Here is a 19182-nt window from a genome sequence, read left to right as displayed (position 1 = left end):
TATCAAACGCAACGCCGACAGGCGAGTGCCGGCCACCCCTGCATGGGGTGGCCGGCACCGTGTCCGGCCGAAGGGCGCCTTTCTAGCCGAGCGCGTGCACGTGCGCCCCCACCGAGTTCGACCAGGCGTTGCCCGCCGCCGCGTCCCAGTTCGTCGACCAGGTCATCGCGCCGCGCAGGTCCGGGTAGGTCTTTGAGGGCTTGAAGGAGCCGCAGTTCGTGCCCTTGGCCAGGCAGTCCAGGGCGTTGTTCACCACGGAGGGCGAGACGTAACCGCTGCCCGCGCCACTCGTCGAGGCCGGCAGGCCCAGGCCCACCTGGGAGGGGGCCAGGCCGCCCTGGAGCTGGATGCAGGCGAGGGCCGTGAGGAAGTCGACCGAGCCCTGGCTGTACACCTTGCCGTCGCAGCCCAGCATCGAACCGCTGTTGTAGTACTGCATGTTGACGACCGTCAGGATGTCCTTGATGTTCAGGGCGGTCTGGAAGTACGCGTTCGACGTGGACTGCATGTCGATCGTCTGCGGGGCCATGGTGATGATCAGGGGCGAGCCCGCTTTGGAGGAGAGGGACCGCAGGGCCTGGGTCATGTACGTCGCGTTGAGGCCGTTCTCCAGGTCGATGTCGACGCCGTCGAAGCCGTACGTCTGCATCAGGGAGTAGACGGAGTTCGCGAAGTTCGTCGCGGACGTGGAGTCGCTGATCGACACGGTGCCGTTCTGGCCGCCGATGGAGATGACGACCTTCTTGCCCGCGGCCTGCTTCGCCTTGATGTCCGCCTTGAACTGGTCGACCGTGTAGCCGCCGAGCCCGGCCGAGTCGAGGTTGAAGGTCACCGCGCCCGGCGTGCCCGTCGCGTCCGCGAACGCCACCGCGATGATGTCGTACTGGGACTGCACGGCGGAGATCTTCTGGACCGTCGCGCCGTTGTTGAAGTTCTGCCAGTAGCCCGTGACCGCGTGCTTGGGCAGGGTGCCGCCGCCACCGCCCGAGGACGCGGTCGTCGTGCCCGTCACCGCCGTCGACTTCGCCGACTCGCCCGCCGCGTTGGTCGCCGTGACCTGGAAGGAGTATGAGGTGGAGGCCGCGAGGGACGAGACGGTCGCCGATGTTCCCGTCGTCGACTGGACCTTCGTACCGGCCTGGTAGACGTTGTAGCCCGTCGCGCCCGACACCGTGTTCCAGGAGAGGGAGACGGAGGAGGACGTCGTGGAGGGAACCGACAGGCCCGTCGGAGCCGCGGGGACCGTCGGGGCCGGGTCGCCGCCTCCGCCGCCGTCGGGGCCGAAGACCGAGAGGTCGTCGGCGTAGTACGAGGCCTGGCCGTACCACCCGTGCGTGTACACCGTCACCGAGGTCGTTGACGCGCCCGTGGTGAAGGTGGTCGAGAGCTGCTTCCAGGAGGCGGAGTCGGGGGTCCAGGTCGAGACGTCCGTGGTGCCGGTGCCCGTCACGCCCAGATAGGCGTACCCGCCCTGCAGCCACGCGCTCAGCGTGTACGTCGAGTTGGGCTTGACCGCGACGGCCTGGGTGCACTGGGCGTTGTCCTGCCCGACGGGCGTGCCCTTGAGCGCGGCCGAGCCGCCGTGCACCGGTGAGGAGACGGTCGTACCGCTGCCCGCCGTACAGGTCCAGTTGCTCAGGCCCGACTCGTAGCCGCCGTTCTTGGCGTTGTTGACGTCCGCCGCCTGGGCCTGGCCGGCCAGGCCGGTGAGGGAGAGGACGGAGGCGGTGACGACGGCGGCGAGGGCGCCCGCCCATCTCCGTCGGGGCGGTCGGGGCATACGTATGACGCGGTCCACTGGGACCTCCGGTGAGGGGAGGGGGGAGAGGGGATGCGGAACGGTGGCCACCGGCGGACGTTGCTGCGTACAAGTTGGTCCAGACCAATTCGGTTGTCAAGACCTCTGGCGGGCGGCGGGGGTGATCGGACCCTTCAATGGGCCCACAGGGTGGGCGACTTGTGGCATATTCGTCTCACTCTCCGTTGATCAAGCCCGTACCTTCCGTGAGTTGATCTGGAAGATTCGGTGTTGAGGCGGCCATGCCGTGGATATGGTGCTGATGCAAGAGGACGTCACAGGGGCCATCTGAGGCGGTGGTCGACCACCCCGCCACAGTGAACGGGGTGTGTGCAGCGTGCCGACCGCGATAGCCGTCACCAGTCCCGATCTGGTGCTCCCACCGCACGACCGGCAGACCCCACCCGCCGTGGTCCAGCCCCTCGACAGTCTCGAAAGCTCCCTCACGGGCATGCACGCCCTCATCGAGCAGCACGGATACGTCATCGCGCTCTACCCGGCCTCGGTCGAGGACGCGGTCACCCGGCGGCTGCACACCGTCCGCTCCGTCCTGGAGAGCGACCGCATCGCCCTGCTCGGCATCGACCTGCCGCCGCTCGGAGTGGCCTTACTGGCCCAGCAGTTGCGGCAGCTGTCGGTCTGCGACTTCAGCCCGGGCGTGCTCGCCTCCTCCGCCCGGCTGCTCGCCCACTACATCTACGCCGGCGCCCTGCTCGGCTCGGTCGCCAAGCTCGACCGGGTCCCGGTGACGCTGAAGTCGCACGCCAAGTCCTGGGTGCCGGGCGCCCAGTTCGCCGTACTGTCCCATCCGCGCCCGCAGCTGGCCCGGATCGGGCAGGACGAGCTGACCGGGCCCGAGTTCGCCACCCGGCTGCTCGTCGCCGCGGGTCAGCCGCCCTCCGACTGGGTCACCGCGACCCTCGCGCCCGCCTGGCGTGTGCAGGGCGTCGCGTCCGTACCGCTGCCCCAGGAGTCGGCGCGCTGGTGGGGCACCACCAAGCTCGCCGAGTTCGCCGCCGGTCTGTACGACGTCTCCGTGCTCTACCAGCTCGTGTCGTCCGTCCGCCGGGAGGAGTGCCACTGGTGCGGTCTCGAACTCATCGGCGACCGCTGCGGGTTCTGTGCCGCACCGCTGCCCCCGCCTCCTGAGCTTCCGGTGGCCACTGTGCGGGCAGCATCCCCAGTACGCGCTCTGCCCCGAGGCGGCACATAAGCCACGTCCGTACGGCCGAACAACACGCTGATCAACAACAACACGCTGATCGACAACACGCTGATCGACACGTCGAACCACACCAGGCACGACCGCTCGACCCCGCCGTCCCCGCCCCACGATCGAGGTTGTCCGCGTCATGAACTCACGCCAGCGCCGCGGCGTCATCCTGCTGGTCCTCTCGGTCCTGTGCGCCCTCGGCGCCTTCGCCGGAGTGCTCTCGGTGATCCGCGACGTGAACTCCAAGGTCGGCCCGGAGGTGGCGGCGTACCGCCTGAAGAGCGACATCGCGCCCTACAAGGAACTGTCCGCCGACCAGTTCCAGAAGGTCTCGATGCCCAAGCGCTGGCTGTCGAGCACCGCGGTCACGAACCTCGGCCAGATCCGCGGGAAGATCGCCGTCACCCAGCTGGAGAAGGGCTCCCTGCTCCAGACCGACATGATCGTGGACCGGCCCGCGCTGGAAGCGGGCCAGCAGGAGATCGCGATCATGATCGACGCGGCGACCGGCGTGGCCGGGAAGATCGACCCGGGCTCCCGGGTCAACATCTACGCCACCTTCAAGGCCGAGAACGACAAGCAGAAGGACCAGTCCAAGGTCATCGTGGCGAACGCCCGCGTCATCGACGTCGGCAAACTCACCGCCCTCGACCCCGGCCAGTCCAGCACCGACCGGCGCAACAGCGCCACCCAGGCCGTCCCCATCACCTTCGCGCTCGACACCGCCGACGCCCAACGCGTCGCGTTCGCCGAGTCGTTCGCCGAACATGTCCGCCTGGCCCTGGTCGCGGGCGGCTCCGACGCGACCGTCGCCCCCGGCGACCGTACGTACACCCTCGACGAGGACAAGTAGGAGGCCGCGCATGAAGTCCATCCCCACGGGGCTGCGCCGATGGCCCCGCACGAGGTCGATGAGTACGAGGTCGACGGCTACGGGGTCGATGACCACGAGGTCGACGGCTATGAGGTCGATGACCACGAGGCCGACGATCACGGGGACGCGCCGATGACCATCCGTATCCTCCCGGCCGTCGGTGACATCGACTCGGCCCGCGCGCTCACCACCCTGCTGAGCCAGCTCGCCGACGCCGAACCCGCCCCGCCCCTCCCCGACTCGACGGCGCTCCTCGACACGCTGGCGCGGCTCGCCGCCGAGTCCCTCGACGAACTGCCCGAAGTGGTCCTGGTCCACGAACGCATAGGCCCCGTCCCCGCGTTGGACCTGATCCGCGACGTGGTGATGCGCTTCCCCGCGGTCGGCGTCGTCTTCATCACCGCCGACACCAGCACCGGTATCCTCACCGCCGCCATGGACTCCGGCGCCCGCGGCATCATCGGCCTCCCGCTGGGCTACGACGCCCTCGCCGAACGCGTCCAGGCCGCCGCCGGATGGTCGCTCGGCATGCGCCGCCACCTCGGCAGCGGCACGCCCGAGCTGTACACGGGCCCCGGCGGCACCGTCGTCACGGTCACTGGGGCGAAGGGCGGCGTCGGCGCGACGGTCACCGCCGTCGAACTCGCCCTCGCCGCACAGGCGTCGGGGCGCAGCGTCGCGCTGGTGGACCTCGACCTCCAGTCCGGGGACGTGGCCTCGTACCTGGACGTCCAGTTCCGCAGGTCGATCGCTGACCTCGCCGGAATCAGCGACATCAACCCCCGCGTCCTCCAGGACGCCGTCTACACCCACGACAGCGGAGTGGGCCTGCTGCTGGCCCCGGCCGAGGGCGAACGCGGCGAGGAGGTCACCGACCGGGTCACCCGCCAGGTCCTGTCCGCCCTGCGCTCCCGCCACGACGTCGTGGTCGTCGACTGCGGCGCCCAGATGAACTCCGCGACCGCGGCGGCCGTCGAGATGGCCGACCGGGCCCTCCTCCTCGTCACCCCCGACGTCGTCGCGGTCCGTGCCGCCAAACGCATGGTCCGCATGTGGGACCGCCTCCAGATCCGCAAGGCGGAGGAGACGACCACGGTCGTCAACCGCTTCGCACGCGGTACGGAGATCCAGCCCTCCCTCGTCGAACGCGTCACCGGTACCAAGGTCGCCCGCACCCCCGTCCCCGCCGCCTTCAAGGAACTCCAGTCCGTCGTCGACGCCGGCCGCCTCCAGGACCTGGACGCCCGCTCCACGGTCAAAGGGGCGCTGTGGGCGCTGGCGGCGGAACTGGGACTGGTGGTCGCCCAGGAGACCGGCGGGGGCGGGGGCAGGCGCCGCAAGACCTCCTCGGACCGGGGCGCGCTGGCCCTGCGGCGCAAGGGCGGTGACCGGGGCGCGGTCACCCTCGAATTCGCCGGCATGTTCCCCATCCTGCTCGTCGTGATGACGATCCTCTGGCAGTGCGTGCTGTACGGCTACTCGTACTCGCTGGCCGGGAACGCGGCGGACGAGGCGGCACGGGCGGCGACGGCGGCGTACGCGGTCAACGGTGACGTACCCGGGGCGTGCCAGACGGCCGGGAGCAAGCATCTGCCGGGCGCCTGGAACGGTGCCAAGATCAGCTGCGGCCGGGCGGGCTCGGTGATGCAGGCCACCGTGAAGGTCGACGTGCCGCTCTTCTTCCCCGGCTTCGACGCCGGGTTCCACGTGCAGGGGAAGGCGGGCGCCGCGCTGGAGGGGGACAACGGATGAGGTCCCTGCGGTGGCTGAAGCGTCGGCTCCGCGGCGACCGGGGCGTCTCCATGCTGGAGTTCGCCGGGTTCCTGCCCATCCTGCTCGTCATCGGGATGGCCGCCATCCAGCTCGGCCTCATCGGGTACGGGATCAACCAGGCGGGGACGGGGGCGCGGGCGGCGGCACGGGTCGCCTCGCAGGGCGGCGACGGCACGGCGGCCGGGCAGGCCGCCGTGAGCGGCTGGCTCAACCCGAACGTGCCACCGCCCGCTCAAGACACCGACGTCACCACCGCCACAGTCCAGGTCACGGTCCCCGGCGTCATCCCCCTCTTCGGCCCCTACACCGTCACCCGCCACGCCACCATGCCCACCGACAACTGAACCGGAAACGGACAACCGACGAATGACCGGGAGGAGCTGAACCCATGAGTCTGCGCAGCCGACTCTCCACCCCCGACGAGTCGGGCCCCGCCCGCGAGGACGGACACCTCGTCGCCGTCTACCGAGCCAAGCTCCTCGAGGAGATCGACCTCGCGGAGATGTCGAGCCTGGCGGCAGCCGAACGGCGGGTACGTCTGGAGCGCGTGCTCGGCCACATCATCAGCCGTGAGGGCCCGGTCCTGTCCTCCGCCGAGCGCTCCCAGCTGATCCGGCGGGTCGTCGACGAGGCCCTCGGCCTCGGCGTCCTGGAACCGCTGCTCGCCGACGCGTCGATCACCGAGATCATGGTCAACGGGCCGGACTCCATCTTCGTGGAGCGCGCGGGACGGGTTGAACAGCTCCCTCTCCGTTTCGCCTCCCACGACCAGCTGATGCAGACCATCGAGCGCATCGTCTCCACGGTCAACCGCCGCGTCGACGAGTCCAACCCCATGGTCGACGCCCGGCTCCCCACCGGCGAGCGCGTCAACGTCATCATCCCGCCGCTCGCCCTCACCGGCCCCACCCTCACCATCCGCCGCTTCCCCCGCGCGTACACCCTGCCCGAACTCATCGACCTCGGCTCGCTCGACGAGCAGATGCTGATGCTGCTCGCGGCCTTCGTGCGGGCCCGCTTCAACGTCATCGTCAGCGGCGGCACCGGCAGCGGCAAGACGACCCTGCTCAACGCCCTCTCCGGACTGATCCCGTCCCGCGAGCGCATCATCACCATCGAGGACTCGGCCGAACTCCAGCTCCAGCAGGAACACGTCATCCGGCTGGAGTCCCGGCCCCCGAACGTCGAGGGCAAGGGCCACATCACCATCCGCGACCTCGTCCGCAACTCCCTGCGTATGCGCCCCGACCGCATCATCGTCGGTGAGGTCCGCGGCGGCGAGACCCTCGACATGCTCCAGGCCATGTCGACCGGTCACGACGGGTCCCTGGCCACCGTCCACGCGAACTCCGCCGAGGACGCCCTCATGAGGCTCCAGACCCTTGGTTCGATGTCCGAGGTCCAGATCCCCTTCGAGGCGCTGAAGGACCAGATCAACTCGGCCGTGGACGTCGTCGTCCAGCTCACCCGCCACGCCGACGGCTCACGCAAGGTCACCGAGATAGCCCTGGTCGTCTCGCACGGCCGCGAACAGTTCCGCGTCGTCCCCGTCACCCGCTTCGTCCCCCGCCCCGCAGGACCCGACCGCGTCGTACACGGCCGTTTCGAGCACCTTCCGGTGCCGCGCCAGGTCGCCGAGAAGCTGTACGTCGCCAACGAACCGCTGCCGCCCGCGTTCGGCGTGGGCGAGGTCCTCGACGTACTCGACACGAGGCGGGCCATCGGATGAGGACGGTGAATCCTGTGCGGATCGTGAACCCTTTCTGGAGGTGTGAGCCATGAACGACCCCGCCCTGCTCGCCCTCGGTGCGACGGTCCTGTGCGGCACCCTCGCCGTCGCGGGCGTCCACATGTACGCCTCGGGCCGTGCCCAGCGTCAGGCCCTCGTCGACCGCCTCTCCGGCGGCGGCCCGCTGCGCACCGCGGCCGGCCGCGTACGCCGTTTCGCCGCGGTCGACCGCCGACTGCGCCGCACCCGACTCGGCCGCACCATCCATCTGCGCCTGTCGGCGACGGGCCTGGACGTGACGGCGGGGGAGTTCGCCACGTACGTCACCGCCGTCGTCGTCGCGCTGTGGCTGATCGCCGCGTCGGTGCTGGCCCCCTTCTTCGGTCCGATCGCCGCCCTCGTGGGCGTGTGGAGCGCGGTCGTCTTCCTCAACTGGCAGCGCCAGAAACGCATCGAGGCCTTCATCGGCCAACTGCCTGACGTGGCACGCCTGCTGGCCAACGCCACCGCCGCGGGCCTGGCCCTGCGGACGGCACTGGCGATGGCGGCGGAGGAACTCGAAGCCCCCGCGGGGGAAGAACTCGCGCACGTGGCCGACCAGTTGATGCTGGGCCGTACCATCGACGACGCCCTCGGTGAACTCTCCGAACGCCTCCCCTCCCGTGAGCTGATCGTCCTCGTCACGACCCTGGTCCTCGCCAACAAGGCGGGCGGCTCGGTCGTCAGCTCCCTGCGTAACCTCACCCACACCCTCGAGGACCGCAAAGAGACCCGCCGCGAGGTCCGCACCATGCTCTCCGAGGTCAACGCCACCGCCTTCACGGTCCCGATGCTCGGCCTGGGCTCGCTGCTCCTGATCAACTCCTCGAACGAGGGCGCCCTCGCCCGCGTCACCGGCTCCGGCCTCGGCCAGGCCCTCGTCCTGATCTCGCTCGGCCTCTACACCGTCGGCTTCTTCGTCATCCGCCGCCTCGGCAAGATCGAAGTCTGAGAGAGGAGGGGTCACGTTGCTCGCACTGCTGCTCGCCCTCCTGACGGCCGGGGCCGTCGCGGGCGCCCTGCTGGGCATCCGCATGATCCGCGCCGACGCCAAACTCCCGAGCGACCTCGCGCTCGCCCTGGAGGTCGGCGGAACCCGCGTCTCCACGGCGGAGTCCGCCGTGGACCGCCTCGGCATGCGCTTCGCACCCACGGTGCTGCGCCTGATGGGCCCCCGCCGCGTCGACGCCAAACGCCGCCGCATCGACATGGCGGGCAACCCCGGCGGTCTGACCCTCAACCGCTACGCCGCCCGCCGCACGGTGTACGGCATCTTCGGCGTCGTACTGGGCCTCGTCTTCCTCTCCAACGGCCAACTCCTGTTCGCCGTCCTCACCCTGACCTTCGGGCTCGTCGCGGCCGACGCCCTCATCTGGCAGGCCGTCCGCGAACGCAAGGAGGTCATCGACCGCACCCTCCCCGACTTCCTCGACGTCCTCGCGGTCGTGGTCTCGGCGGGCCTCGGCTTCCGCCAGGCACTGGACCGGGTCGCGGAGAAGTACGAGGGCCCCTGGGCGGACGAACTGCGCATCACCCTGCGCCAGATGGACATGGGCGTCAGCCGCCGCCAGGCCTTCGACGAACTGCGCAAACGCAACTCCTCCGAGCAGGTCGCCCAGTTCGTCTCGGCGCTGCAGCAGGGCGAGGAGCTCGGTTCCCCCATCGCCGAGACCCTCATCCAACTCGCCACGGACATGCGCCGCACGGACGCCCAGAACGCCCGCCGCCGCGCCGCCAAGACCATCCCCAAGGCGACGATGGTGACCCTCGTCTTCATGCTCCCGGCGACGATGATCCTGATCGCCACGGGCATGTTCCTGGGGTCGGGCACGAACTTCGGCTCGATCCTGGGCCGCTGATGAACAGCCGCCGTACACCCATGCCGCGCCCGTCACCGCTCTGGACGCTGTCCACTCTCTCGCTGCGGCTGTCGCAGCCGCCACCGTGGCTGACCCGCCTGTGGGCGCGGCGGCACCTCGCGAGTACCGAGGACGGCTACCTGGCCGACGACGCCCCGGCCCCCGGAAGCGTCCGCCTCCAGCTCAACGCCCTCCAGGCCCTGTGCCGCCAGGCCTTCGGAGTCCGCCTCGCCGCGATCGCCATCGGCGCCCCCTTCGCGATGACCAACGCCGTGAACGGCCCACCCCGCTACACGGTCCTGGCCGCCGCCGTCCTCGGCGTCATGGGCTCGTACGCCATGCTCAGGGACTGGGACCGGTTCGGCCCCCGCCTCCTCGCGCACCCCGGCCTCATGGCCGTGGACCTGACCTTCGGCGCGGTCCTGCTTCTGACGGCGTCCCCCGCCTCCCCCCTCGCGTACGCGACGGTCTGCACCCCACTTCTGGCAGGCCTGCTGTACGGCTGGCGCGGCTCGGGCATCTTCACCGGCCTCCAGCTGATCGTCCTGGTGACGGTGTACAGGGCCTGGCAACACCACCCGGGAGCCGGCGCCAGCACCCTGCTCATCGCGGGCTTCTGCGTCGGCGCCGGCATCATCGGCGTCACCCTGCGCAACCTGATGTTCCGCTTCGGTACGGCGAGCCAGGCGCTGTCGGAGGCGAACTCCCGCCTGGCCGTCGCCGAGGCGGTGGAGTCCGAACGGGCGCGACTGGCCCGCGAGATGCACGACTCGGTCGCCAAGACCCTGCACGGACTGGCCCTGGCTGCCGAGGCCCTCGCCACCTCGGCCGCCGCCGGAGACGCGGACCCGCGCACCCTGGGACAGCAGGCGACGATCGTCGCGGGCGCGGCCCGCCGGGCGGCCGCGGAGTCCCGCGACCTCCTCTCCGACCTGCGCCGCCACACGGACCTCACGAGCGCGAACACGGACGTCCTGTCCGAACTCGACACTCGGGTCCGGGCCTTCGAGTCCCGCACCCACCTCCCCACGACCCTCCACCACCGGGGCGAGCCCCCGGTCCTCCCGTACGCCACCGCCCACCACGTCCTGGCGATCGTGTCCGAGGCGCTGGAGAACGCGTACCGCCACGCGGACGCGACGCGGGTGACGGTGGAACTCGAGGTGTCGCAAGCCGAGTGCGCACTGCGCGTACGGGACGACGGAGTCGGTCTGCCCCCGTCCGTCGCCCTCGACGACCTGACCAGATCCGGCCACTTCGGTCTGCTCGGCATGGCGGAGCGAGCCGCGTCGCTGGGCGGCCGCATCGATCTGAACCGCTCCCCGCAAGGAGGCGCGGAGATCCACCTGACCCTCCCGCACTCCTCCGCCGTCCCCCACCCTCCCCCCACCCACCAAGAGGAGGCCGCACATGCCTGAACAGGCACTTCCCGGCCCGAACCTCCGCATACTCGTGGCCGACGACAACCCCGTCGTACGGGCCGGCCTGGCCGCGCTGCTCGACGGCCACCCGGACCTCGAAGTGGTCGCGAAGGCGGCCGACGGCGAAGAGGCCATCGAGGCCGCCACCCGACTGCGCCCGGACGTCATCCTCCTCGACGTCCGCATGCCCGGCACGGACGGGCTGACGGCCCTTCCCGCCCTCTCCCTGCTCGCCCCCGTGATGATGCTGACCTACAGCCGCGAACCCGAGGTCGTGGCCGAGGCGTTGCGCCGGGGCGCGGTCGGCTATCTCGTCCACGGCGAGTTCACGGCCGCCGAACTGATCTCCGCCGTACGGGAGATACGGCACGCGAGGGCGACTGTCCCGGATTCACTCGGTGTTTCGTACGAACCGAACGATTCCTCTTCGCATATGCAACCGCTTGTGGCACAGTCGTCAAAGGCCCGGTCCGGCTTCGCGGCGAGGCTCCATCGCCGCGTGCCCAATCGGCTCAACTTCGGCCTGAGTTCAAGGGAGGTGGAGGTCATGGATCTCATCGCGTCCGGCATGAGCAATCGGCAGATCGCCGCCGCCTGCTTCATCAGCGAGAAGACCGTCAAGAACCACATCAACCGCATCTTCGCAAAGCTGCACAGTTCCTCGCGCAGCGAAGCGATCGCCCACTGGCTGGGCACGGCACGCGAGGGGTGGAGCCGATGACTCCACCGAGGCGAAGTTGGGCCCCTGGGCCCACCCGGAGTAGGCACGGTCTCACGTACGGTGCTCGGGTCGGTAGTGGTGGCGTCGGGTGGGAGGACAGGGGCCATGGTGACGAAGTACTGGAAGCTGAGGGCGACGGTTCGGGTGGAAACCTGGGTGCGTGCGGTCTCCGACCGGGTGCGGGGGCGGGAGCGGGATGCGGGCGCCGGGTTCGTGGAGTATGCGGGCTTGATGATCCTCATTGCCGGGATCTTCGTGATGATCAGGGGTCTGAATCTGGCCGGCACGATCTCGGGAGCGATCGGGACCGCGGTCAACAACGTCATCGGCGGCTGACCGCCGTACACCTGCGGGGCGACCGGGGGCAGACCCTTCCCATCTACATCTGGCTGACAGGGATTCTGCTCTTCGCCGCCTTCGCCTGCTTCGCCTTCGCCCAAGCAGCGTCCGCCCGGAATGGAGCTCAATCCGCGGCGGACGCTGCGGCGTTGGCGGCGGCACAGAGCGCCCGGGACGAGTTGATGGACCACCTGGGGGCCGCCATCGGCACGGACGACAACTGGCTGGATTGGCTCGACGGCGTGCAGAGGCCGGAGGGCGCGGGGGCCGACGCGGCGGCTCAGCAGTTGGCCGCCGAGAACGATTCGACCCTTCAAGGCCGCCTGCAACTCGGCATGAGGAACGGGTATCCCGGCTACCAGGCCAGCATCCAGACCAACTACACGGTCGGCAGGTCGATCATTCCCGGCACGGAGGCCAAGCACGCGACCGCCCACGCCGTCGCCGTCATCCAGCCGCGCTGCGATTTCGATCCGGCCGCGGATCCCAAGAAGCCCGTCGAGCTGAAGTGTGACGGCGAGACCCTGAACATCGACCCCGGAGATTTCGATCCGGGTGATCTTCCGGATGCGTCCGTGCTGTTCTCTGTGCATCTGGCCGAGTGAGAGGAAGCCGTACCGATGGACTTTCGGCACACCATGAAGGGCCGCAGGGCGCTGAGCACGGTGGCGATCACGACTGGGCTATTCCTCACGGTGGCCGGCTGCGGAGGGGGAGGCAGTGGAAAGTCCGACAAGGGGTCTTCGTCCTCGTCATCCTCCGCGACGAACAGCACCGGCGGAGCGACGCAATCGAAGGCCCCTGAGTCCACCACCGCCCCGCTCGCCGAGGTCAGGGGCGAGAGCGGCCTGGTGCTCACGGTCAGCTCCGCGAAGCGTGACGGGGGAGGCTTTGTGACCGTTGAGGGGACAGTTACGAACAACACGAGTGCCCTGTGGGTCGCGGCGGAGTGGCTCGGCGACGAGAGCGAGTTGGCCAGGAACGGCGGCTCCATCGCCGGCGCCAGCCTGATCGACCAGAAGGGCAAGAAGAAGTACTTCATCCTCAGGGACACCTCGGGGCGCTGTCTGTGCACGAAGTTCACCGGCGGCGTCCGCCCGGGCGCGACCGCCGACTGGTTCGCCCAGTTCCCAGCCCCACCCGCCGACACCACCAATGTGGACTTCCAAGTCGGCTCCATGCCCCCCGCCTCCATCCAGATCTCCGACGGCGAGTGACCATGGCCCTCCCACCCCGCAGCGCAGCGACCACGCTCACGGCCCTCGCCGTACTGGCCGCGCTGAGCCTCACCGGTGGCCCGGCGCAAGCCGACGGCACCGATCCCAGTGCCCCGCCGGGCAGCGTTACCACCTCTCCACCCCCCACCGTCGACCCCACCAGCCCCGGCCTGAAGCTCGCCGACGGCGCCACGCTCGCGCCGGCCAAGGTGTTGGACATCAAGTCGGTCGTGGAAGACCTCGGCGGCGAGGAACGCCGCGAAGACACCAACTCGGACGTGACGTTCGCGTTGCAGGCCGAGGTGCTGTTCCCCAAGGACAGTTCGAAGCTGAACCCCGACGCCCGTTCCCGTATCCAGGCGATCGCGGACGAGATCAAGAACCAGAAGGCGACGACGGTCAGGGTGTTCGGGTTCACCGACAACCTCGGCTCGTACGCCCACGGCCTGGTCCTCTCCAAGAAGCGCGCGGAGATCGTCCACGACGAACTGGCGGCGGCGCTCGGCTCGACGGACGTCACCTTCGAGGTGCGCGGCTACAGCGAGGACTACCCGATCGCGGACAACACCTCGGAGCAGGGCCGGAGGAAGAACCGCCGGGTGGAGGTGACGTTCCCGAGGGGCGCGTCCACGAGCGAGAGCGAACAGGGCTGACCGGTTGACCAGGTTCGACCACTGTGTCGTCGCGGTCGTGAGCATCAAGGGCCCGCGGACGGACTGCCAACTCTTCGAGAAGGCGTGTGAAGACAAGGGGGACGATCCTGGAGCGGCCACCGCACCCCACGAGGCCTGAATGCTGCTTGCTGGTGGCGATTGGAGCGGGCCTCGTCGCGGTGTCGCGAGGCTATCGTCGACAGGTAACGGATGAGGCCTGGAAGGAGAGCCGTGCTGGCGGCGACTCCGGCGGCACAGTCGTCCTCTGGGAGCTCGGCACCAAGAAGTTCCCGGCCTCCGGCCACGCCCTCAAGTTCCCCATCTCCCGGCTCCGCATCGCCCCGACGGCCGCCCCGGACGCGCCCTGCGGCTGACCGCGCCGAGCCGCACGCTACGGCTCCGCCACAGCATCGTTGCACGGCAGCACCGCCCACATCCGCGTAGCCTCTCGTCTCCCGCGCTTTCCCGATCGCCCTCGCAGGTCCCGTACAAGACAACCGAGCACTCGCAGGGCCTCCCGGCGCCGAGAGGGGGCAAGGCGAGGAGTGGCGTGGCGCGGACCCCCGCCCACGCCATGACGCCGAGCCTGCTCACGCGATGACACGGGGCGCAGTCCGTACCCTCGTCCGCGACTTCAAGGCAGGCGAGGCGCACCACCTCCCGCACCCCCGCTCCCCACCGCCCGCCGAATCGTGGCGATCACCGTCCCCGGCGAGCGGAACACCTCCTCGGCGGTGAATCGCAGGGCGATCCGGACTTCGGGGCACTGCTGGAGGTCGTTGAAACGGGCGACGTCCCGGCGGTGGTCCTCGCGGCGGCCGTGGTATGCGTACCCCTCGATCTCGACGGCGACGCCCTGTGCCCGGAGCAGGAAGTCGGGGCGCAGGACACGTCCGGCCAAGGTGACGACCTCGGCCTGTGTCTCCGGGTGCAGCCCGGCGTCGTGCATCCGCAGCCGGGCCACTGTCTCCGCCGGTGACCCGCTCGCCGGGTCGGCGAGCGTCAGCCAGCCGCGGGCCCGGGTAGCGCCGCGCGACCGCTGCCCGAGGGCGGCGGCGACTGCGTCGAGCCGGGTGAGCGGCACCCGACGGACTCGCTGTTCGCCCGCCGTGACCGTGCGGCGGGCGAGCGCGGAGTCAACGGCCACCAGAGCCTCGTCCCGGGGCCCGGACAGGAGCAGGTCGGCCAAGGTGCGGTCGACGCTCGTGATCCGCAGCCCACCCCGCTCGACCACGTCCTCGGCCGGCAACGCGCTGCGGTGTACCCGCACCCCCGTCCGCTTCCGAACCCCCTCCGGATCGGTGAACTCCGCCTCCACCCGTAGGAGTTCGATCCGCCACAACCAAGCCGCCGCCCGATGGCTCACCACGAGCTCCGGTGTGGTCAGCTGCGCCGCTCTGAGCCGTATCCGAAAGTCCGTCCTTGCCCCCGGCTCCGCCCAGACACCCTGCCCGAGCCCCGTCCACCCCTCCTCCTTCAGGCGGCGGAAGAGAGAGGGACGAGACCACCCTTCCCCCACCGCCCACGACGTCAGCAACAGCCCTGCCCGGGCCACATCCCGCAACTCTCGCACCCCCCAACTCTCCCGCACTCCCGCCCGCCACCCACCCCCCTGTGGATAACCAGGCACGGCCCCAGGGCCGAAAAAGGCCCTGGGAGGGGTAAGTGTCTTTTCAGTCTCAGGGGGTTGCTGACGTGAGGCCTCTGACCTGGACGTATGCGATACACATCGACGAATTCCTGAGACGGGATGCCCAATTGGCTCATGTCCCAAGGGCGGCCCGAGCGGCCGTGAGAGACGCTGATCGCTACTGCGGGGCCGGGGCGGCTCCCGTGCCCTCTCCTTGGTCGTCGGTGCCGGACCCGCCGGGCAAGGGATCGGCCACGGAGTGGCCGCCGCGGCGCCGCTGCATTCCGGAGGGGGCGACACGGTCCGGCGCGGCCTGGCCGACTGGCTGAGCCTCCTGTCACCATGCTCCCGGAATGGCCCGGCAACGACCCCGGCAACGACCCCGGCGAGGATGCGATGAGAAGGATCGTCCTGATGATGTCGGTGTCCCTGGACGGATTCATCGAGGGACCGAACCGCGAGATCGACTGGCACCGCGTCGACGCGGAGCTGCACCGCCACTTCAACGAGGAGATCGGGAAGCTCGGCGGCCTGCTGGAAGGGCGGGTGACGCACGAGCTGATGGCCGGGTTCTGGCCGACGGCCGACCAGGATCCGGACAGCCCGGACAGTACGGCTGAGACGGTCGAGTTCGCGGGGATCTGGCGGGACATCCCCAAGTTCGTGTACTCGCGGACGCTGGAGCGGGCCGACTGGAACACCACGATCGTCCGGGACGTCGTACCGGACGAGGTCAGGGTGCTCAAGGAACAGCCCGGCGGGGACCTCGGCCTCGGCGGCGCCGACCTCGCCGCCGCGTTCCTGCGGCACGACCTGGTCGACGAGTTCCGGGTGTACGTGCATCCGGTCATCATCGGCCGCGGCAAACCACTGTTCCCGGAGTCGGGCACCCCGACCGGTCTGAGGCTCATCCAGTCACGGGCCTTCGGCAACGGGGTCGTACTCCTGCGGTACGAATGCGACAGCGCCGCCACGACCACCGTCACCGTCACTGTCACCGATCCCGACCCCGGTACCACCGACGCATAAAGGTGTTGTCCGCGCGCCGGGGCATCGGTAGGAAGGCTCCATGACTGTTCTCGGTGCTGTGTTCCGGCCCCAACTGCCCCCCGAACGGCTGCGTGCCGTCGCGCGAGCGGCGGACGAGGCGGGTCTGGAGGAGCTGTGGCTGTGGGAGGACTGCTTCCTCGAAGGGGGTATCTCGGCCGCGGCGGCCGCCCTCGCCTGGACCGAACGGGTCCGGGTCGGCGTGGGACTGCTGCCCGTCCCGCTGCGGAACGTCGCCGTCACCGCGATGGAGGCCGCCACGCTGCACCGGATGTTCCCGGGGCGCGCGATCGTGGGCGTCGGCCACGGCGTACAGGACTGGATGGGGCAGGTCGGGGCGCGTGCGGAGTCGCCCGTGACGCTGCTGCGCGAGCACCTCGACGCGCTGCGCGCGTTGCTGCGGGGCGAGCGGGTCAGTACGGACGGCCGGTATGTGAGGCTGGACGGCGTCGCCCTCGACTGGCCGCCGACAGGGGCACCGGAGGTGCTCGCGGGCGCCACCGGGCCGCGTTCGCTCCGGCTCTCCGGGGCGGCTGCCGACGGCACCGTCCTCACCGCGGCCACCGCGCCGGAAGGGGTACGGCGGGCGCGCCGACTCATCGACGAGGGGCGGGAGTCGGCGGGCCGGACCGACCACCATCGGGTGGTCGTCTACCTCCACACGGCCACCGGACCGGACGCGGCGGCCCGGCTGCGCGCCGAGATCGAGGCGAACGGTGAGGATCCGCTGCCGGAGCACGGCGTCGCCGGGGACGCGGGCGCGGTCGCCAAGGCCGTACAGCGCCTCGCGGAGGCCGGCGCCGACACCGTGGTCCTCCAGCCCACCGCCGACGAACCGGACCCCGAGGGCTTCGTACGGTTCGCGGCCGAGGAGGTACGGCTGCTCATCACGTAGGCCGGTCGTTGTCAGTACCCGCTGCCACACTCGTCGGCATGAGCGATGACGACGTACGACTGAGGGACGTGGTCGAAGCCGACCTCGACAGCTTCCTTGCTTACGAGCACGATCCCGAGGCGGCCCGGCGGTCGAGGTTCACGCCTCGGCCGCGGGAGGCGTTCATGGCGCACTGGAGGACCAGGGTCCTCGGCGACGACACCGTCCTCGTGCGGACGGTCACCGTGGACGGTGAGCCGGCAGGGAACCTCGTCTCCTGGTGGGAGGGCGAGCGCCGCTTCATCGGCTACTGGCTGGGCCGCCCGTACTGGGGCCGGGGGATCGGTACCAAGGCCCTGGCACGCTTCCTCGAGCTGGAGAAGAACCGCCCCCTGTACGCCGATCCCTTCACGGGCAACACCGCGTCCATACACCTCCTGGAACGCCACGGCTTCCAGAGCCAAGGGACCGTCCGCCACGGCGACGACGAGCACACCCTGCTCGTACTCCACGAGGAGTGAACCGGTGACCGGCCCCGTCCTCCCCGCCCCCTGGCAGCTGCCCTTCGAGCTCGCCTGGGAGGCCCTTCGCGCCGGTAGCCGTCCCATCGGCGCGGTCCTCCTCGACGGGGCGGGGCGGCCCGTCGCCACGGGACGAAACCGCAGCCAGGAATCCACCGCCCCGCCCGGCCAGTTGGCCGGCACCGCGATCGCCCACGCCGAGATCAACGCCCTCGCCCAGCTGCCCGCGGGCGGCCGCTACGAGAACCACCGCCTCTACACCACCCTCGAGCCCTGCCTGCTCTGCAGCGGCGCCCTCATCCACAGCCACGTCCGCCACGTCCTGTACGCGGCGTCCGACCCGTACTGGACGGGCATCGAGCACGTGCCCGGCGTCGGCGGGCAGATCGCCGCGCGCTGGGCCCACAGACAGGGCCCTGCCGCCGCGCCGCTCGCCGCGTTCAGCGTGCTGCTCATGGACCTGTGGGCCGTGCGGCACGCCCCGTCCGGCCTCCGCAACCAGGCCGACGACAGCTCGGTGGCCCTGGCGCGGCACTGCCTGACCGTCGAGGGCATCCTCGACGCTCGGAGCGTCGAGACGGTCTACAGGCTGGCCTTCCCGCACCTGCACCCGCACCGACGAGGCCCCGAAGGAAAACACCTCGCCTCCCCACCGCCCCGTTGAGAAGATCTCCCCATGACCACCACCCGCACCTTCGAAGCCCTAGTCGACGAGGCCGTGGCCGCGCCCGTCGAGGGCTGGGACTTCTCCTGGTTCGAGGGCCGTGCCACCGAGGAGCGGCCCTCGTGGGGCTACGCGCGGGTGATGGGGGAGCGGCTCGCGCACGCGTCCGCCGCGCTCGACATCCAGACCGGTGGCGGCGAGGTGCTGGCCTCCGCCCCGGCCCTGCCCCCGCTCACCGTCGCCACCGAGGGCTGGCCGCCGAACGTCGCGAAGGCCACCGCCCTGCTCCACCCGCGCGGCGCCGTGGTCGTCGCCTGTCCGGAGGACGCCCCGCTGCCCTTCGCGGACGCCGCCTTCGACCTGGTCACCAGCCGGCACCCGGTCACGACGTACTGGTCCGAGATCGCGCGCGTCCTGCGCCCCGGCGGTACGTACTTCTCCCAACAGGTCGGCCCGGCGAGCGTGTTCGAACTCGTCGAGCACTTCCTCGGCCCGCAGCCGGAGGACGTCAGGAACGGCCGGCACCCGGACCGCGCCCGTGCCGCCGCCGAGGCCGCCGGGTTCGACGTCGTCGATCTGCGCGCGGAGCGGCTGCGCATGGAGTTCCACGACATCGGTGCCGTCGTCCACTTCCTGCTCAAGGTGATCTGGATGGTCCCCGGCTTCACCGTGGACCGGTACGGGACCGAGTTGCGTACGCTGCACGAGCGGATCGAGGCGAAGGGTCCGTTCGTCGCCCACAGCGCCCGTTTCCTGATCGAGGCGCGCAGGACCCGGCGGCGTGCGTAGGGCGTGAGGGCTCAGCACCCA

Annotated in this window: 21 protein-coding genes; 19 read left to right on the top strand and 2 right to left on the bottom strand. The window is 70.4% G+C overall.

Annotated features, from left to right (window positions below):
- Positions 1-82: 82 nt before the first annotated feature.
- Positions 83-1780: a glycosyl hydrolase family 18 protein gene (locus OG819_RS07270; RefSeq protein ID WP_266648536.1), complete on the bottom strand. Its 1698-nt coding sequence runs from the start codon at positions 1778-1780 to the stop codon at positions 83-85.
- Between the two features lie 355 nt (positions 1781-2135).
- On the opposite strand from OG819_RS07270, the gene OG819_RS07265 reads away from it, so the two are divergent.
- From OG819_RS07265 to OG819_RS07200, 14 genes are all read left to right on the top strand, one after another.
- Positions 2136-3011 (top strand): hypothetical protein, encoded by an 876-nt coding sequence (locus OG819_RS07265; RefSeq protein ID WP_266628147.1) that lies wholly within the window; start codon positions 2136-2138, stop codon positions 3009-3011.
- A gap of 139 nt (positions 3012-3150) precedes the next feature.
- Complete coding sequence (cpaB, locus tag OG819_RS07260; protein WP_266436464.1) at positions 3151-3864, top strand: Flp pilus assembly protein CpaB; 714 nt, start codon at positions 3151-3153, stop codon at positions 3862-3864.
- Between the two features lie 153 nt (positions 3865-4017).
- A complete protein-coding gene (locus OG819_RS07255; RefSeq protein ID WP_266652601.1) occupies positions 4018-5637 on the top strand; it encodes an AAA family ATPase in 1620 nt (539 codons plus the stop codon).
- On the top strand, positions 5634-6002 hold the full coding sequence (locus OG819_RS07250; RefSeq protein ID WP_266648534.1) for a TadE family protein: 369 nt from the start codon (positions 5634-5636) through the stop codon (positions 6000-6002). The genes OG819_RS07255 and OG819_RS07250 overlap by 4 nt, the downstream gene beginning before the upstream one ends.
- A 44-nt stretch (positions 6003-6046) precedes the next feature.
- Complete coding sequence (locus tag OG819_RS07245) at positions 6047-7387, top strand: CpaF family protein (RefSeq protein ID WP_266648533.1); 1341 nt, start codon at positions 6047-6049, stop codon at positions 7385-7387.
- A gap of 49 nt (positions 7388-7436) precedes the next feature.
- The gene (locus OG819_RS07240) at positions 7437-8378 is read left to right on the top strand and encodes a type II secretion system F family protein (protein WP_266648531.1); all 942 of its coding nucleotides are present in this window, start codon (positions 7437-7439) and stop codon (positions 8376-8378) included.
- Positions 8379-8394: 16 nt separating this feature from the next.
- Positions 8395-9285 carry a DUF5936 domain-containing protein gene (locus tag OG819_RS07235; RefSeq protein ID WP_266648529.1) on the top strand — a complete coding sequence of 297 codons (891 nt, stop codon included), beginning with the start codon at positions 8395-8397 and terminating at the stop codon, positions 9283-9285.
- 20 nt (positions 9286-9305) lie between these two features.
- Positions 9306-10703: an ATP-binding protein gene (locus OG819_RS07230; RefSeq protein ID WP_266648528.1), complete on the top strand. Its 1398-nt coding sequence runs from the start codon at positions 9306-9308 to the stop codon at positions 10701-10703.
- A complete protein-coding gene (locus OG819_RS07225; protein WP_266648527.1) occupies positions 10696-11427 on the top strand; it encodes a response regulator transcription factor in 732 nt (243 codons plus the stop codon). The genes OG819_RS07230 and OG819_RS07225 overlap by 8 nt, the downstream gene beginning before the upstream one ends.
- A gap of 105 nt (positions 11428-11532) precedes the next feature.
- Positions 11533-11763 carry a hypothetical protein gene (locus OG819_RS07220; RefSeq protein WP_266648526.1) on the top strand — a complete coding sequence of 77 codons (231 nt, stop codon included), beginning with the start codon at positions 11533-11535 and terminating at the stop codon, positions 11761-11763.
- On the top strand, positions 11760-12371 hold the full coding sequence (locus tag OG819_RS07215) for a pilus assembly protein TadG-related protein (RefSeq protein ID WP_266652599.1): 612 nt from the start codon (positions 11760-11762) through the stop codon (positions 12369-12371). The genes OG819_RS07220 and OG819_RS07215 overlap by 4 nt, the downstream gene beginning before the upstream one ends.
- A gap of 15 nt (positions 12372-12386) precedes the next feature.
- Positions 12387-12983 carry a hypothetical protein gene (locus OG819_RS07210; protein WP_266648524.1) on the top strand — a complete coding sequence of 199 codons (597 nt, stop codon included), beginning with the start codon at positions 12387-12389 and terminating at the stop codon, positions 12981-12983.
- A 2-nt stretch (positions 12984-12985) separates the two neighbouring features.
- The gene (locus OG819_RS07205) at positions 12986-13636 is read left to right on the top strand and encodes an OmpA family protein (protein WP_266628165.1); all 651 of its coding nucleotides are present in this window, start codon (positions 12986-12988) and stop codon (positions 13634-13636) included.
- 152 nt (positions 13637-13788) lie between these two features.
- A complete protein-coding gene (locus tag OG819_RS07200; protein ID WP_266648522.1) occupies positions 13789-14010 on the top strand; it encodes a hypothetical protein in 222 nt (73 codons plus the stop codon).
- A gap of 260 nt (positions 14011-14270) precedes the next feature.
- Here the strand turns inward: OG819_RS07200 and OG819_RS07195 are convergent, their stop codons facing one another.
- Positions 14271-15002: a hypothetical protein gene (locus OG819_RS07195; RefSeq protein ID WP_266648520.1), complete on the bottom strand. Its 732-nt coding sequence runs from the start codon at positions 15000-15002 to the stop codon at positions 14271-14273.
- A gap of 660 nt (positions 15003-15662) precedes the next feature.
- Here OG819_RS07195 and OG819_RS07190 point away from each other — a divergent pair.
- The 5 genes from OG819_RS07190 to OG819_RS07170 are packed head-to-tail and all read left to right on the top strand — an operon-like array spanning position 15663 to position 19161.
- Positions 15663-16295: a dihydrofolate reductase family protein gene (locus OG819_RS07190; protein WP_266628169.1), complete on the top strand. Its 633-nt coding sequence runs from the start codon at positions 15663-15665 to the stop codon at positions 16293-16295.
- A gap of 40 nt (positions 16296-16335) precedes the next feature.
- Positions 16336-17208, top strand: a complete 873-nt coding sequence (locus OG819_RS07185; RefSeq protein WP_266628171.1) for an LLM class flavin-dependent oxidoreductase — start codon at positions 16336-16338, stop codon at positions 17206-17208.
- A gap of 38 nt (positions 17209-17246) precedes the next feature.
- Positions 17247-17708, top strand: coding sequence for a GNAT family N-acetyltransferase (locus OG819_RS07180; protein WP_266628173.1), 462 nt, complete (start codon positions 17247-17249; stop codon positions 17706-17708).
- A 4-nt stretch (positions 17709-17712) separates the two neighbouring features.
- On the top strand, positions 17713-18372 hold the full coding sequence (locus OG819_RS07175; RefSeq protein ID WP_266628175.1) for a nucleoside deaminase: 660 nt from the start codon (positions 17713-17715) through the stop codon (positions 18370-18372).
- Between the two features lie 12 nt (positions 18373-18384).
- A complete protein-coding gene (locus OG819_RS07170; RefSeq protein WP_266648519.1) occupies positions 18385-19161 on the top strand; it encodes a class I SAM-dependent methyltransferase in 777 nt (258 codons plus the stop codon).
- Positions 19162-19182: the final 21 nt, after the last annotated feature.

The sequence above is a fragment of the Streptomyces sp. NBC_01549 genome, from assembly GCF_026339955.1.
Classification (GTDB): Bacteria; Actinomycetota; Actinomycetes; order Streptomycetales; family Streptomycetaceae; genus Streptomyces.
This window is presented reverse-complemented; position numbering and strand designations above follow the sequence as displayed.